This window comes from Mycobacterium neumannii, assembly GCF_002245615.1.
Taxonomy (GTDB): domain Bacteria; phylum Actinomycetota; class Actinomycetes; order Mycobacteriales; family Mycobacteriaceae; genus Mycobacterium; species Mycobacterium neumannii_A.
Genome location: NZ_NKCO01000031.1, coordinates 40,760 through 57,361 on the forward strand (window position 1 = coordinate 40,760; position 16,602 = coordinate 57,361).

Annotated in this window: 8 protein-coding genes; 4 read left to right on the plus strand and 4 right to left on the minus strand. The window is 66.9% G+C overall.

Annotation, left to right across the window (positions count from 1 at the left end):
- The first annotated feature begins 57 nt into the window (after positions 1-57).
- From CEX88_RS24025 to mobF, 3 genes are all read left to right on the plus strand, one after another.
- Positions 58-726 (plus strand): TetR/AcrR family transcriptional regulator, encoded by a 669-nt coding sequence (locus tag CEX88_RS24025; protein ID WP_476638877.1) that lies wholly within the window; start codon positions 58-60, stop codon positions 724-726.
- Between the two features lie 278 nt (positions 727-1,004).
- Positions 1,005-4,127, plus strand: coding sequence for an MMPL/RND family transporter (locus CEX88_RS24030; RefSeq protein WP_013470990.1), 3,123 nt, complete (start codon positions 1,005-1,007; stop codon positions 4,125-4,127).
- Positions 4,128-4,314: 187 nt separating this feature from the next.
- Positions 4,315-10,221 (plus strand): MobF family relaxase, encoded by a 5,907-nt coding sequence (gene mobF, locus CEX88_RS24035; RefSeq protein ID WP_094295407.1) that lies wholly within the window; start codon positions 4,315-4,317, stop codon positions 10,219-10,221.
- Positions 10,222-10,243: 22 nt separating this feature from the next.
- Here mobF and CEX88_RS24040 read toward each other — a convergent pair whose 3' ends face one another.
- Positions 10,244-10,630 (minus strand): helix-turn-helix domain-containing protein, encoded by a 387-nt coding sequence (locus CEX88_RS24040; protein ID WP_094295408.1) that lies wholly within the window; start codon positions 10,628-10,630, stop codon positions 10,244-10,246.
- Between the two features lie 96 nt (positions 10,631-10,726).
- Here CEX88_RS24040 and CEX88_RS24045 point away from each other — a divergent pair, with 96 nt between their 5' ends.
- On the plus strand, positions 10,727-12,154 hold the full coding sequence (locus tag CEX88_RS24045; RefSeq protein WP_094295414.1) for a type IV secretory system conjugative DNA transfer family protein: 1,428 nt from the start codon (positions 10,727-10,729) through the stop codon (positions 12,152-12,154).
- A 62-nt stretch (positions 12,155-12,216) separates the two neighbouring features.
- Here CEX88_RS24045 and CEX88_RS24050 read toward each other — a convergent pair whose 3' ends face one another.
- From CEX88_RS24050 to CEX88_RS24060, 3 genes are all read right to left on the minus strand, one after another.
- A complete protein-coding gene (locus CEX88_RS24050; protein ID WP_094295409.1) occupies positions 12,217-13,764 on the minus strand; it encodes a serine/threonine-protein kinase in 1,548 nt (515 codons plus the stop codon).
- Positions 13,765-13,848: 84 nt separating this feature from the next.
- Positions 13,849-14,499, minus strand: a complete 651-nt coding sequence (locus tag CEX88_RS24055; RefSeq protein WP_094295410.1) for a hypothetical protein — start codon at positions 14,497-14,499, stop codon at positions 13,849-13,851.
- Between the two features lie 2 nt (positions 14,500-14,501).
- On the minus strand, positions 14,502-16,292 hold the full coding sequence (locus CEX88_RS24060) for an AAA family ATPase (protein ID WP_094295411.1): 1,791 nt from the start codon (positions 16,290-16,292) through the stop codon (positions 14,502-14,504).
- Positions 16,293-16,602 lie beyond the last annotated feature (310 nt).

Here is a 16,602-nt window from a genome sequence, read left to right on the forward strand (position 1 = left end):
AGGCACGCTGGCAATCTGACTCTAAGCCTTGTCAGAATTAGATGGCAAGCTATCCACGTGGTTTCGGCGCGGGTGTATAGCGGGATGTCCGCCGAGGAGCGTCACCGGAACCGGCGCACCCGTCTCATCGAGGCCGCAACCGAGTTGATCGGCACGCGCGGTGTTGCCGCCGCCACTGTGACTGCCGTCTGCGCTGAATCAGGCGTCACGTCACGCTACTTCTACCAGCACTTCTCCGGCCGAGACGCCCTCCTGCGGGCTGTCTACCAGCAGCTCTATGCCACCTTCCAGGAGGTGATAGTCGACGCGATCCCCGATGCCGGCGAGCCACCGGAGGTGCTGGCGTACGCGCCGATCCGCAGGCTGGTCAGCATGATCGACAACGACCCTCGGCTGGGTCGGATCCTGTTCGTGGAATCTGCAACCGAGCCGCTGCTCCGAGAGCTACGCAGCGAACTGATGGCGGGTTTCACCGACCTCGTCTTGCGCGAAGCCAGACTCCACCTCGACATCGCCGACTCCGCCGTTGGGGTTGCCCATTTGGCTTCGACCTTGGGCGTGGGAGGGCTATTCGAAGTCTTGCGCCGCCGACTCGACGGAGAACTCGAGTTCACCACCGATGAACTCGTTCAGCACTGCGCAGGTTTCCTGGGCAGCCTCGGCGATTACGTGCTGCTGCAGAACTCGGACCAGTCGGCCACAACCGAAGCCCGACCCCACAGGTAGCGGCCCGCGGCCCCGCTACGCGATGTGGCCGTCCGTGCATTCGATGTCAACGTCGAGGACCAGCAACAGCAAGGCCCTGAACGACATCCAAGGCCAGTGTCGTCGACTGAACAGCGTCGGCCTTGGCTTCCAGAAGCCAATTGAGTGTTCGACCATTCCTCTGCCTACTGTGACCGCGGCCGCGGGCCTACTCGATAGCGGCCGCCACCACGTGCACTACATGCGGTAGCGTAGCGATACCGACAGTATCGCTACCATTCGCGACCAGTGGAGGTCTAGTGACCGACGGCACTGCAGATTCCCCAAGCCAGGCCACGCGTTCTGGTCGGCGCGCCAACGGATCCCCCGACCCGGCCGACACTCGCGAGTACAGCGAACGGTTGGCAGCGCTAGCCCGATTCACCCTCCGGCACAAAGCGCTGGTCATCGGGGTATGGCTGGGCGCCGCGGTGGTTCTCGCGCTGCTGTTTCCCCAGCTGGAAACCGTGGTGCGCCAACAGTCGGTGGACCTCATTCCTCGCGATGCGCCGTCCTTGCAGACGGTTGACCGCATGAGCGCCGCGTTCGGCGAAGAAGGCTCGAAAACCATGGTGTTTGTCGCCATGGAAGACCCCAATGGCTTGACTCCGACTGCACGGCAGCGCTACGGCGAACTCGTGAGCCGGTTGCAGACCGAAGGCGACCACGTCCTGCTGGTGCAGGACCTACTGGCCGATCCGATTACCGAAGCCCAGGCGGTCAGCGTCGACCGCAAAGCCTGGTACCTGCCCGTCGGCGTCGCCGGCACCCTCGGAGACCCCACGGCCGCAGAATCCGTCAACGCGGTGCGCGACATCGCCGCGGAGGTGTTCACCGGCTCGACCACGACCGTGCAAGTGACGGGACCACCGGCGACCTTCAGCGACATGATCGCCTCGGCCGAGCACGACCTGCTGCTGATCTCAATCGCTACCGCGGGCGTGATCGCCCTGATCCTGCTGATCGTCTACCGGTCGGTGTTCACCGCGCTGTTACCGCTGCTGGTAATCGGGTTGAGCCTGGCGGTCGGGCGCGGCGTGCTGTCCGCCCTCGGCGAGATGGGCATGCCGGTCTCCCAGTTCACCGTCGCCTTCATGACGGCGATCCTGCTCGGCGCCGGAACCGACTACACCGTGTTCCTGATCAGCCGATACCACGAGCAGCGCCGCGCCCAAGTACCCGCCGATCAGGCCATCATCCACGCCACCGCCAGCATCGGGCGTGTCATCCTCGCCTCCGCCGCCACCGTCGCACTCGCGTTCCTGGCCATGGTCTTCGCGCGGCTCAGCGTCTTCGCCGCCCTAGGCCCCGCGTGCGCCATCGCCGTGCTGTTCGGATTTCTGGCCACCGTCACCCTGCTGCCACCCGTGCTGTCGCTAGCCGCCAAACGCGGCATCGGTGAACCCAAACCCGACCGCACCCGCCGCTACTGGAACAGCGTCGCCGTCGCCGTGGTCCGCCGTCCCGTGCCACTACTGATCGTCAGCCTGGTCATCCTGCTCGCCCTATCAGCAGCCGCTGCAACCATCAAAATCAGCTACGACGACCGCAAGGGACAACCAGACACCACGGCCAGCAACCAGGGCTACCACCTGCTGGACCGCCACTTCCGCAAAGACGTCGTCATCAGCGAATTCCTCGTCGTGGAAAACCCGACCGACATGCGGACCGGGAAAGGACTGGCCGACCTCGACGAGATGGCCTCCCGCGTCTCCCAGATCCCCGGCGTCACCAAAGTTTCCGGAGTCACCCGCCCCACCGGAGAGCGCCTCGACCAAGCAGAACTGGCCTGGCAGAACGGCCAGATCGGCGACAAAATGGCCGGCGCGGTCGCCGAGGGCAACTCACGCAAAGACGACCTCGCCAAACTCACCGGCGGCGCCGACCAGCTCGCCGACGGCCTCGCCCAACTCGACAGCACCGTGCGCACCGCCCTCACACCACTGGCCGGAATCCTCACCCAAGCCCAATCCGCAGGAACTCAGGTCAACCAATTCCGGCCACTGCTGCAACAGCTTTCCGCCACTGCCCCCGCCGTCGACCAAGCCATCCAATCCGGCCCAGGACTACGACCGCTGGCCAACCAAGCCCAAAACGCAATCACCCAGCTCGACCCACTCGTCGGCGCCCTCAACACCTCACCGTGGTGTGCCACCACCCCGCAATGCGCCCAAATCCGCGACCAGGTGAAGATCCTGGTCACTCTGCGCGACAGCGGATTCTTCACCCAGATCGCCGACCTCGGGGACCGCTACGATCCCGCCACCAATGCCACAGTCGGTGGCACCCTCGCCAACGTCGAGAACGCAGTCGCCTCGCTGGACAAGGCATTCGGAGCCCTCGGTGACCCCGCCGACCTGGCCACCAACCTCCGCCGATTGCAGGACGGAATCGGACAGCTGGCCTCCGGCGCCCAAGCACTCGCCACCGGCGTCCGCACCCTCGCCGACAGCAACATCGAAATGCTGTCCGGCATGAGCCAGATTGCCACCCAACTGCAAAACTCTTCACGCGCAGCGGCCGACTCCGACTCCTCGAGCGGTTTCTACCTGCCCGCCAACGCATTCGAGAACCGGCAATTCACCGACGTCGCCGAACAATTCCTCTCACCGGACGGCAAAACAGCGCGGTTCATGATCGAAAGCAGCCACGACCCATACAGCGTTGAGGCGATGGACCTCGCCAGCCGCATCACCGACACCGCCAACACCGCACGACCCAACACGTCACTCGCCGACGCCACCGTGTCCGTCGCCGGCTTCCCCGCCGTCAACTCCGATATCCAACGACTCCTATGGGCCGACTTCGCACAACTGGCCATCGCCACCATAATCATCGTCGGCGTCATCCTGGTCCTACTGCTGCGCGCACTCCTGGCACCCCTCTACCTACTAGGCACCGTCGTGCTGAACTACCTCGCCTCGCTCGGCATCGGCGTTGTGGTCTTCCAATGGGGACTGGGCCACGAAATCGCCTGGCCCGTACCGCTGCTGGCGTTCATCATCCTCGTCGCCGTCGGCGCCGACTACAACATGCTGCTCGTCTCACGGCTCCGCGAAGAATCCGGAACCAACATCCGCGTCGGCGTCCTGCGCACCGTGGCAAACACCGGAGCCGTCATCACCTCCGCTGGCCTGATATTCGCCGCCAGCATGTTCGGCCTCATGGTCGGCTCAGTCGCCATCATGATCCAAGCCGGCCTCATCATCGGCTTCGGGCTGCTGCTCGACACCTTCCTCGTGCGCACCCTCACCGTGCCCGCCATCGCCACACTCCTACGCGAAGCCAGCTGGTGGCCCACCAAAGCAACAAACCCGCGACGTGGTCAGACCAACGCAGGAGGCATGAAGGACGCACCTCACGTGCTGGTCCAGGAGAGGTGAGAAGCGAACAGAGCAATACCCGGCGCTACATGCCGACCAGCGTGAGGGCGTATTCACCCCGAATGAATACGACCCCTGCGCCAGTACCTCGAATCTAAGACTTTTCTAAGAACCCCCGGGATGGTCGTGGAATTTTCCGCAGGAAACTTCGTACTGTCCGGGCCATGCGGACCCCTGTGTGCGCGTCATGGTGATGACGCTGCACAAGCTGACCGCCGGGGACGGATACCTGTACCTGGTGCGGCAGGTCGCTGCCGCCGACAGCACCGAGCGGGGCCGCTCCACGCTGGCCGACTACTACTCGGCCAAAGGCGAATCGCCCGGTCGGTGGATGGGGCGCGGCCTGGCCGGCCTCTCTGATACCGGCCGCTGCGAAGTCACACCCGCAGTGCGCGAGGAGATTTGGACTGTTGACGAGGGATCCGGCGTCAGTGAGGCGCAGATGCGCGCCCTCTATGGGGAAGGTCTGCACCCCAACGCCGAGCGCATCGACAGCTACGTCGCCGGCCGAAGCATGGGCACTCAGCATGCGGCCAGCCGCCTTGGGCGCAAGTTTCTGGTCCGCGACGGCGAGCCGGAGTTCGCGCGCCGTTTGGCGGTGGCCTTCCGCGATCACAACGCCGAAACCGGCGCGCATTGGAACGCCACGATCGCCCCCGACATTCGCGCCCAGATCCGCACCCGCGTGGCCCTGGAGCTGTTCGGCGAGGAGTACGGCCGCCCGCCCGCTGATGACCGGGAACTGTCGGGGTTCATCGCGCGTAACACCCGTGCGCGCACGACCGCTGTCGCCGGATATGACCTGACGTTCTCACCGGTGAAATCCGTGTCCGCACTATGGGCCATCGCTCCGCTGCCGGTGGCTGAGCAGATTGAGGCCGCCCACGATGCAGCGGTCGCCGACGTGCTGGAGTGGCTGCAAGATCAAGCCACTTTCACCCGCACCGGCGCTGGCGGAGTCGCCCAGGTCGACACCGAAGGGCTCATCGCCGCAGCGTTCACCCACCGCGATTCTCGTGCCGGTGACCCCGACCTGCATACCCACGTCGCGATCTCGAACAAGGTGTCCCACATCGACGCCAACGGCGTGCGTCGATGGCTCGCCCTGGATGGCCAACCGCTGCACCGTGTGACCGTCGCAGCGTCGGAGTTGTACAACACCCGCCTGGAAGCGCACATGATCGCCACCCTGGGCGTGCCGTTCGTCGAACAGTCCCGCGGACGAGGGAAACGGCCGGTCCGAGAGATCGACGGAATGTCAGCAGAACTGATGTCCCGGTGGTCGAGCCGGCGGGCCGCAATCAAGGCGCGCACCGCCGAGCTGTCCAAGCAGTTTCAGGCCGATCACGGACGCGAACCGACCAACACCGAAATCATCGCGTTGGCCCAGCAGGCGACGCTCGAATCGCGCGAAGCAAAGCACGAACCGCGCTCGCTGGCCGAGCAGCGCGACGTGTGGCGCACGCAAGCCGTGGAGGTCCTTGGACGCGACGGGCTGCACAGCATGCTGGCCGGTGTCCTGGCCGGCCCCAACCGAACCCGCACCGCACCCGTCATCGACGAGGAATGGGTGGCGTCGCGTGCTGGCGAACTCGTCGCCACGGTGTCAGAAGCCCGCTCCACCTGGCAGCGGCACCACGTGCGCGCCGAGGCGCTGCGCATCGCTCGAAACCACGACGTGGCGCACGATGTCGCACTGATCGAACGGCTCACCGATACCGCGCTCGGTGAGGCCTTTTCGGTGCCCCACGCTCGCGTCACCGACGCCGAGTTGAGCGAGCCTGTCGCGCTGCGTCGCCGCGACGGTGCCAGCGTCTACTCCCGCCACGGTGTGGCGCTCTACACCAGTCGCGACACCCTCGCTGCCGAGCGGCGCATTCTGGACGCGGTGCAGCGCTGCGACGGACGCGCCACCACCGCCGCCGATGTCGAACTGGCGCTCGCAGATTCAGCCGCGCGAGGACGCACGCTCAACCCCGGCCAGGCAGCCTTGGTATCAGAGATGGCGACCTCCGGACGCCGTGTCGCACTGGCGCTGGCGCCAGCGGGAACCGGCAAGACCACGGCCATGGCGGCGTTGGCCCATGCGTGGCGCAGCTCGGGCGGACACGTGATCGGCTTGGCCCCCACCGCCGACGCGGCCATCGTGCTTGGAGAAGACCTGGGCGCCACCACCGACACGCTCGACAAGTACGTCTGGTCCGCCGATCCAAACAAGGCCGCGATATCCGGTGTGCCCGACTGGTTCACCCACGTAGGCCCCGTCACTCTCATCGTCGTTGACGAGGCCGGCAAGGCCGCCACCGCGGGCCTGGACGCCATGATTGCCGACGCGCTACGTAAAGGCGCGAGCGTGCGTCTGGTCGGTGACGACGGGCAGCTGTCGTCCATCTCCGCCGGCGGTGTTCTGCGTGACATCGCCGAAGCCACCGACGCGCTCACCTTAAGCGAAGTCGTGCGATTCAAGTCCCCCGCCGAAGCCGCCGCCGGGCTCGCGCTGCACGACGCCGACCCGGCCGGCATCGGCTTCTACATCGACCACCATCGCATCCATGTCGGCACCGACGAGACTGCCGCCGACATGGCCTATCAGGCATGGCGGGCCGACCTCGCGGCGGGCGGGGACTCCATCCTGCTCGCCCCGACCAACGACGTCATCAACGAACTCAACGCCCGCGCCCGCGCCGACCGCTTGGCCGCCGATCCCGAGGCTGCCGACTCGGCCAGCGTGATGCTGGCCGATCACCTGCACGCCAACGTCGGAGACACCATCCGCACCCGCAAAAACAACCGCCGGATCACCATCGGGCGCAACGATTTCGTGCGCAACGGTTACCGCTACACCATCACCGAAGTTCTCACCGATGGCAGCGTAAAAGCACGCCACCTACGCAGCGGACGCATCGTCACGCTGCCCGCCGACTACATCGCCGAACACGTCACGCTGGGCTACGCCGCCACCATTGACTCCGCCCAAGGCCTGACCGCAGGACGGCGCGACACCAAGGGCACCTGCCACATCGTCGGCTCCGACATGCTGACCCGCCAGCACCTCTACGTCGCGATGACGCGCGCCACCGACGAAAACCACCTGTACCTGTCCACTGCCGAAGGCGATCCGCACCGACTGCTCTCCCCCAAGGCAACCCACCCTGACACCGCCGTCGACGTCCTGACCCGCACCCTGGCCCGCGACGGCGCACAGGTGTCGGCCACCACCGAAGCCCGCCGCGCCGAGGACCCGGCGACCCGACTGCAGGCTGCGGCCGACATGTTCTACGACGCCTTGGGTGTCGCGGCCGAAAATCAACTGGGCGCCGGTGCTCGGGACCGGTTGGATGCCATCGCCGACGACGTGATCCCCCGGCTCAGCCAGCGCGAAGCCTGGCCGGTGCTACGGCGCAACCTCTCCGTCCTGGCCATCGGTGGCGCCGATCCTCGCCAACTGCTGACCGACGCGTTGGCCAAAGGCAGCGTCGACGACGCCGCTGACCCCGCCGCGGTTCTCGATCACCGCATCGACCCCGCCGGTACACATTCCGCCGGCATCGGGGTGCTGCGCTGGCTTCCCGGCATCCCGCCCGCGCTGGCCAATGACCCGCATTGGGGCGCGTACCTGACCCGCCGTGAACAGCTGGTCGAGGGGTTGGCCGACCAGATCCGCGACCGCGCACGGGCCTGGACCAACGCGACCGCCCCCGCCTGGGCACGCCCCTTGATCACCGTCAATCCGGCACTGACCGCTGAAATCGCCGTCTTCCGCGCCGCCACGGGCGTCGAGGACACCGACACCCGCCTCACCGGTGCGCGCCAATACCCCGTGCGGACCCGCGACATGCAGGCCACCCTGCAGCGCTACGCCGCCGCCGACATCGGCCGCCGCAGTGCAGACACCACCCGCTGGAACGACCTCATCGACGCCATCGACCCCCGCCTACGCGCCGATGCCTACTGGCCACAACTGGCCGCCCAGCTCGCCCAGGCCACCCGCACCACCCCCGACCTACGCCAGATCATCACCACCGCCGCCCGCCAGGGACCACTGCCCGACGAGCTGCCCGCCGCCGCGCTGTGGTGGCGCATCGCGGGAGCCCTGTCCCCGACCGCGACCCTGGCCACCACGCACTCGCGGCTACGCCCACCGTGGGTCACAGATATCGATGTCGTATTCGGAACGGCGCTGGCTGAAACCATCACCTCAGATCCGGCCTGGCCCGGCCTCGTCGCCGCCATCAGCGCCGCCGACCCGAACACCTGGACCCCACGCGACCTGCTCCATGTCGCTGCCGAACACCTCGCCGACGCCACCGACGCCGACCACCGGATCCCGCCGGGCGACTACGCCCGCCTGATCACCTACACCGTCGACGCCTTCACCCACCGGCTGCAAGCGCGTCTAGGCATCGACGTCGACGACCTACCCACGCCGCAGGACGCTCCGCTCCACCCCGACGAGGAAGCACTCTTTCCGCCCGACCCGGAAAGCCCCTTCGCCGAGGTCGACGAGGCCCCGCCCTTCGACGACTACTTCGACATCGCCCCGCCCGAGGACCTATCTGAATACGCGTCCGAGGAATTCGGAGACCTGCAATTCGAAGACCTCACAGCAAACCGCCCCATACCGGAATTGGGCATCACCATGGAATGGATTACCACCCTGCAAGAGGAATACCGCGACGTCAGCGCCGCCATCAAATCCCTCGACGCAGAAATTCGAGCAGGAAACGGCCCGGCTCTGCGCGGCGCAGCCGACGAGCTGTTAAGGATGCGCCGCCAGGTCGACGCCGACCGACCCTATGCCCACGCAGTGACCGCGGTGATGGAGCAGTGGTCCGACGCCGATGCCGTCTACAACGACAAACTGCGCATGGTCGAGCATGCCCGCACTCAGCTCGCACTCCTGCAGGCCAACCCCGACGCCGACGCGCTCGACATTGCCTCTGCCCGACAAGATGTCGCATTCTACACCGAGCTACTGCCGGACGAGCCGCCCTCGATGCAATTCCAGCAGGCCCTCGCCCAGGCGCAGGCCGCGCGCACCGCGGCCGCCGGCGGACACAAGATCGTCACCGAGCACGACATCGCCAAAGCGCGAGGCGACGCCGAGCGCGCGGACCTGGCCGCCCGCGCGCAGCTGCGCGACCGGCGGCAGGTGCTGCGCCGCGACCTCGAGCGCGCTGAGCGCGACGTCGCGACCGCCTTCGCCGCCGCCCAGACCGCGACCTCCGACACACTCGACCGCTTGCTCGAAACGGCGCGCTCGGAGGTGGCCCTACTCCAAGTCGCAAGCGACGTCGACCCCAGCCGCACGCCCCTCGTCATCCCCGCGGCGGCCTTGGCAGGCCACGAGCCGCACAACGCGGAGCGACTCAAAGCGCTTGCCGCACAGCCTTATCGGATCAGCGTCGTCCGGGCCGACATCACCGACGGCGAAACCGCGGCGTCGCTCTACACACTGCGCAACACCGCTAACGCTAACGACCGCAAGGTGCTGTGGCTCTCGACCACGGACACCGGAGCGGCACCCGCTCGCGACGCGGAGTTGGCCGACACCATCACCACGGTCAGCCACGCGCACCAGCACGTCAGCGGCCAGCAGTGGGCACTACCACCGGGAGCCATCGTCGTCGTCGATGACCCAGCCGCTGCAGACCCCCAGCAGCTCGCAGATATCGCCCGTCACGCCGCCGCGTCCAACGCTCGGGTCATCCTGCTCGACCCGGAAGCCAGCCGCGGCGCAGGCTCCTCAGCGCTGCGGCTGCTCACCCATGCGTTGCCGTGGAGCACCACCCTCACGACCGCGCCGTCCGCACCTGCCGACCCGCTGCTTGACCCGGTGCCGGCGGTCACGCTGGCCGACCGTCTCGGCCGCACCCAACTAGGCGACGAGTGGCGCCAGGTCCTCACCCAGTACGACAACGCCGCGCGCGCCGTTCGAGCGGCTCAGCGCCGTCAGATCGCATTGGGCTGGAACGTGCCGGCCAACACGATCGACGAGCGCGGACAGCAAGCTCTCGATCACGACGAGCGCGGGCAGGCCTTCCATCACGGCGAGCGCGGGCAGGCTCTCGATGACGACGACCTAAGCCTCTAAACCAGCTATCCCCGTGGACCGCTCAATCTTCGGGCAGCAGGTCGTCTGGAAGGAAGTAGGTCGGCGCGACCCCAAAAAGCACCGCCAGCTCGTAGACCAGAGGCACACTCGGTCTGGCCTCACCGTGCACGTAGCGGTACATGTGCGTCTGCGAAACCGCCAACTCAGGTGCCTGCTCATGCAGCAGCTGCTGCAACCGTCGTACTGTCAGCTTGCGCGTCCGGCCGGTCTCCAGACTGCGGACAGCCAGCCCGTCCATCAGCTCACGCAGTCGCGCCGCGAAGTAGAGCGTTGCCGGGTGAGGTGTCGGCTGCCCGCCTGCATCGGTGCCGTTCTCCTCGGCCGGAACTAAGGCGCCCAGCGCCCCCGCGCTCTTTTCGCGGACCGCTGTCCCACGATGGCTGCTCATCTGGCGTCACTCCTTCTTGCTGCTGTCATCCAACTTAGGGGCCAATCCGGCTCTGGTGGTGGACTGGCGCGCACGATCCCCGCGACGATGAACCGCATGAGCAAGCACCCCGAGCCGTACAGCCCCTACTGCGGACTTGTCGTCAACGACAACGAACAGTACGAAAAGGTTCAGGGCGCTCCACATCTGGCGATCAGCGCACCCACTCGAACCGGTAAGACACGGCGCCTGCTGGCCCCGGCCGCGGTGCTGCACCCCGGCCCGCTCGTCTCCGTCTCCAGTAAGGAGGACCTCGCCGAGCTGGTGTTGATGCGCCGCGGCCTGGGGCCCACCGGCGTCATCGACTTGCGGCCGGAAAAGACCCTCGTCTGGCCCGAGGGCGTGCGCTCCATGGTCAGTGACCCCACCATGTCCATCACGTCCGCCGATGAAGCGCTGACCGTCGCGGAAACCATGCTCGCGACCTCCGGTGTGGGGTTCGGCGGTGCGTCAAGCGGACAAACGGTAGCCGCCGGCGGACTGTGGGAGTCCACTGCCAGCCGCCCCTTGGCCTGCCTGCTCTATGCGGCCAGCCCGCAGGGCAACAGCCAGGGCATGCCCTGGGTGCTCGAAGCCGTCGAGAACCTCGGCATCGAGGACGACGAAGACGGCGGTGCCACCACACAGTTGTCGCTGCACGCCACTCCATCGTGGATGACCGCCGCCGCGCTGTGCCCGCACCCGATGCTGTCCGACCCAATGCAGCGCGTGCTGACCTTCAACAGCCGCATGCGGGACAGTGTGGCGATCACCGTGTCCAAAGCGGTGACGCCGTGGGTGCGTCTCGGGCTGAGCACCACCGAGCATCTAGACCGCCTTAGCGGTGTCGACGAACTCAGCATCGAATCGTTCGATGTCTCGATGCTGGATGACCCTGACGCGAGCTTGTTTGTCATCGCCCCCAACACCGGCACCGTTGCTGGCGCAGCCGTGGCACTTATCGACTCCATCATCCGACACTTCCGCAAGCGCACGGCCCAGCACCAGCTCGAACACCGGCTGCTGCTCCAACTCGACGAAGTGTGCAACTCCTGCCCGCTGCCGGCGCTGCTCAACTACGTCGGCGAGTCCGCCGGTTTGGGCGTCAACATCATGGCCACCGTGCAGGCCTCCAGCCACTTCGACGTTGTGTTTGGCCCGAAATACGCCGACGCGCTGCGCGACATCTTCCCGGGCACCGTGGTGATGTACGGCGCTCACGAACGCCATCTCCTCGAACAGGCTTCACACTGGCAGGGCTTGGGGACGCGGCGCACCGAGTCGTATGAGCCCAACGGCGGAAGTCGTTCGCAGTCCTCACAACTGGGCTCGATCATCGACTGGCAGGAGTTGCTCCCCCAGAGTCTCGAAGAGGCCCAGCTGCTGCTGCGCGGCACCGCCGGGCGGCGAGTCCAGATCCCCGACTGGAGTGTCTTCCTCGAAATCTACGACGGAGCGATTGAGACTCGCAGGCGGCGCCAGCGGACGTCAAAGGCGTCGGCATAGGTAACAGCACGGGTCGTGTTCAAGTGAGGATTCTGCCCAGTTGAACACCGCCGAGAGCACCGCTAAGAGTGCGAGGACCACCAGGCGTAGAGCCCTTCTAGGGTGGCCCCAGGCGTCTCGGCTCGAACAACACTGAGTAACAGCTCGTCGTCCTCGGTCCAGACCACGACAGGCTGGTTGGCCTGGAGCCCGCAGAAGACCGTGCCGCGCACCACCGTGGGACTGTCGTTGCGCCGCCATGGCCCCGGAGACTGAATGTTGGGCGGACAGATCCGGGGAGTAGACCGATTCACGGTGTCGGTGAAAGACGCTTCCAGAGCAGCGGCATCCCCGCTGAGCGTGTAGCTCGACGTGGTAGGGCCGCCAGGATCGGTGTTGGGGCCGCACGACATCGCCGCGGTCACGTCCGCGTCAGTCGGCGCAGGTGTACACCTGCCGGGCGGATAACCCGGCGGAAGCAGCTCAGCAAGCGCCGCCGCCGCGGCGGTCGCTGACGACGTGGCCGGGGTCGACGTCGCCGGGGCCGCCGCCTCCGGCGCATCCGATCCCGTCCAGCGCGAAATCAGAATCGTCCACAGCACGGCGGCGATCGTGACTACCACGGCGACGATCGACCACAGGATGACCAGCGGACGCTGCACGCGAGGCTTGCGTGGCGTAGGCGTCACCCGTATTGCCTCGTCGAAGCTTCTCGCCAGTTCAGGTCTGTTGGGCTGCAATCGATTCGATGGAGAGGCGGGCCGGGCCGCCGGCAGCACGGGGCGCTCGGTGAGCGAGCCCGCGGCCGCCGCCGCGGCCGCGGCGAACTCGCGTGCCGAGTTGAAACGGTCGGCCGGATTCTTGGCCAGCGCCCTGGCCATGACCACATCCATTTGGCGGGTCGCCTCTGGCAGATGATCGGAGATCCGGGGCGGGGGCTGGTGCAGGTGCGCGAGCGCCAGGGCGGTTGTTCCCTCAGCGTTGTAAAACGGCTGCTTGCCGGTCAGCAGACGGAACAGCGTGCAGGCCAGTGAGTAGATGTCAGCTCGGCCGTCGATCGCGTCGCCGGTGATGACCTCAGGAGCGGCATAGGCCAGTGTCACCGCCAGCGTTGAGTCGTCGCTGCCATCGTCTGGGCCACCTGCTGCCCTCGCCACCCCGAAATCACTGAGCAGCACCTGCTCATCGTCCGGCGACCCGTGAGCGAGCAGTACGTTCCCCGGTTTGACGTCGTGATGAACCACGTTGCGCTGGTGGGCGTAGTCCAGTGCCTTGGCGACCTCGCCGGCGATGCGGACAGCGCGTGCAGCGGTCATGGTCCCGGCCTGCAGCGCAGCCTCCGCATCGGTGCCGGCGACGTACTGCATTGCGATCCACAGCTGGCCGTTCTCGGCTTCGCCGCGGTTATGGATCGACACGATGTTCGGGTGGTCCAGCAGCGAGGCGATATCGGCTTCGCGCACGAACCGCTCACGGAAGGCCTCGTCACCGGAGAGGTCGGCGCTGAGCACCTTGAGCGCGTCGCGCCGCGGCAAGGTCGGATTCTTCGCCACATACACCGTCCCCGTGGCGCCGGTGGCCAGGACCTGCTCAATCCGATACCCCGCCACCAGCGAGCCCACCGCAAACATAGACACAGCATCGCCTACTGATGGGGTGGCCCGGCCGGTGAGGCGGGGCGTGTCCGGTGCTGCCTTCCCAATCATCCGTGGCCCTCAGCGCCTTCTGTGAGGCCCGAACAGTGCGTGCAAACGCGCTCGCGCCCCGCGTTTGGGCGCGCCGGAGGCCTCGCTTGACCGGTCCGGCTCGAACATCACGTGTGCTGACTGAACCAGCTCGCCGTCAGAGCCGGTGGTCAGCGATTCGGCGACGCGGTGCCCCTGGGCGGTCAGCGAGTCGACAAGCTGTTCATGCAGCCGATCGGCAGCAAAGCCCCACCAATCGTTCACTGCGGCCAAGACTCTGCTGCGTTCCGGCGAGGTGGGCCGGGCCGGCGGCGGGCTGTCGGTCTTCGGCATCCATCTGCCGATGTCTGCCAGCCAGGACTGCCACTGGTGGGTCAGCTCCACCAAGGCCTGATCGAGACCAGGTTGGTTCCCCACATGGTGAAGAGCCTGGACGAAGGCTGCGCCGGGCAGCCCGTCGACATCGGGCCCGGCCTGGGCACACGTGCGGGCGAAAGCGGCCACCGCGCGGGTCACGGCGAGCTGGGCGTTGAAATCGGCGCGCAATGACTCCACCGGTGCGCCGGCGTGACGCTCGGCGGCTTCGCCGACCTCCCGGTGCAGCTGATCACTAATGACCGTCCACCGTTGGTAGGCGTCCTCGACGGCCCTCAGCGCGGCAACTTCCGCATCGCGTGCCACGGTTACCCTTGCTCGCGGGTCTGGATTCCTGCACTGATGAGGACCTCGCGCAGAGCGTCGGTCATATCGGCCTCCACGACGGTCCGCAGCAGATCCGAGTCAGCGGTAGCCAAGTCGATCGACGGGTCGGAAACGATCCGCGCCTTCATCCTCTCCACCGCCTCGGACACCACGTTGCGCACGTAGCGGCCGTTGCCCGCGATGTCGACGAGCATTTCCGCCGGGTTCTCGGGATTGTTGGTCGAGGTTGCGGTGAGCCAGCTCGTGTACCGGTCAAAGGCGGCGGCCGCGCCGGGATGCACCAGTACCCGGAAGTTCTCGGCGAACATCGCCGCGATCTGGCCCAACTCCTCAGCGCTGTAGGAGCTGAACTCCAGTTGGGTGGGAAACCGCGACCGCAGACCGGGGTTGGCCGAGAGCAGCCGGTTCATACCGTTGGCGTAGCCGGCCAGGGCGATCATGGTGTCGTCGCGGTGGTCCTCGGCGAACTTCATGATGATGTCGAGTGCGATACGCCCGAAATCACGCTCGTTGTCGGCTTTGTACAGGTCAGGGGCCTCATCGACGAACAAGACGCGGCCCTTGGCCTTCTCCAAATACTGGCGGGTCTTGACCTCGGTTTCGCCGATGACGCCGCCAACGAGGTCCGGACGGGAGACTTCGATGAAGTCTGGAGAGTCCAGGATGCCCAGGCCGAAATACATCTCACCCATGACCCGCGCGATAGAAGTCTTGGCCGTTCCCGGGGGACCGACGAGGGTCATGTGCAGCGCGTTGCGCTGCCCGACTCCCTCGCCGCGCGCGGCCATCGCCCGGTCGTAAATCTGCACGTTCTTAAGCTTGTAGACGTGGGCCTTCACCTTGCCCAGGCCGATGAAGGACTGTAGGTCCCGCTCGGCCTTCTCGAGGACGGCTTCAGCAGCCTGAGCCTGCTCGGCTTGGCGCAGCTCCTCGGTGGTCGGCCCGGACTCCGGATCCCAGCGGCTGGTCCGGGCAGTGATGGCCTGCGCGGTGGTGGTCCTGGGTCCGAAGGTGGGGTCGGCCAGAGCCGAGGAGGCCTCGGGGAGAATGCGCCCGCCGACGCTGGCCCTGCCAAACTCGACGCGGGCGTCGTCCTCCCGGCCCAACAGACGCAGCGCGAAGCCGCGGTAGAGGGCCGCCAGGGCGGCGGCGTGCGGGCTGACTTGATCGGCGGGGACGCCCTTGAGCACGACTAGGCCGGCATCGAACTCGCCGAGACTGACGTGAGCGAGCCCGGCCATCAGGTCGGTGGCGGCGTCCACGGCCCTCAGGGTCCCGGCAACCGGCCGGTCGGCCCAGTCCAGCACGTCGGTCCAGCGCTGGGTGACGTAGTGCAAGGTGGTGCCCAGGCAGCGCCAGATGGGCGTCTGCGTGGGTTCGCGGGCGGTGTCGTAGGACTCCAGCAGCTTCTCGGCGGCGTCGTAGTCCTTCTCGCTCAGCAGCGCCGCGATGTAGGCCAGGGTGATCGTCGCCGCGGTGTAGGGGAACACCTCGATGAAGCCCGGCGAGGGCACCGAGGCCTCCAGAGCAGTGTCCTGCAGACCCAGGCGCCGCGTCTCGCGGTGCACGGTGGCGCTGGTTTCGTGGGCGTGGCGCAGTGTCTGGCTGGAGTGATCGCCGGTGGCGATGAGCCCCAGCCAGGCGTCGCACATCCCGGGGTCCATGCTGACCGCCTGGCGGAACCGCTCCCGCGCGGTAGCGGGGTCTGCTGGATTGCCGAGCAGGCCCAAAGCATCGAATCCGGCGTCGAGAAAGTCGCGCGCAGTGCTCATCGTCTATGACCCAATCTCTCGGGGTGGTCGCGGCGGTCGGGCGGCGCGAGGCGCCGCGGTGTCGTTCTGGCGGCGCTCGTCGATGTCTATTGTCCCTGCTGGGGCACCGTTGCCGCGCGGAGGTTGAGAGCCCGCATCTGCGGGCCGCCCGGGTGTCTGCGCCGTGCTGCGACTGGCCAGGGTGGTCAAGTCCAGGGACGTGGTGTACGACGTCGTCGGGTGATTCTTCGAGGTGATGGTTCAGGCGGTCAGTGCCGCCGGCGTGGCCTCCTGTTCGCTCGGGGTGTCGTTGACGGCACGTGATTTGCTC

Bases quoted from the DNA above. Each gene is read 5' to 3' on its own strand.
- mobF (WP_094295407.1), top strand. From the start codon at position 4,315: ATGGTGATGACGCTGCACAAGCTGACCGCCGGGGACGGATACCTGTAC.
- CEX88_RS24040 (WP_094295408.1), bottom strand. From the start codon at position 10,630: ATGAGCAGCCATCGTGGGACAGCGGTCCGCGAAAAGAGCGCGGGGGCG.
- CEX88_RS24045 (WP_094295414.1), top strand. From the start codon at position 10,727: ATGAGCAAGCACCCCGAGCCGTACAGCCCCTACTGCGGACTTGTCGTC.
- CEX88_RS24050 (WP_094295409.1), bottom strand. From the start codon at position 13,764: ATGTTTGCGGTGGGCTCGCTGGTGGCGGGGTATCGGATTGAGCAGGTC.
- CEX88_RS24060 (WP_094295411.1), bottom strand. From the start codon at position 16,292: ATGAGCACTGCGCGCGACTTTCTCGACGCCGGATTCGATGCTTTGGGC.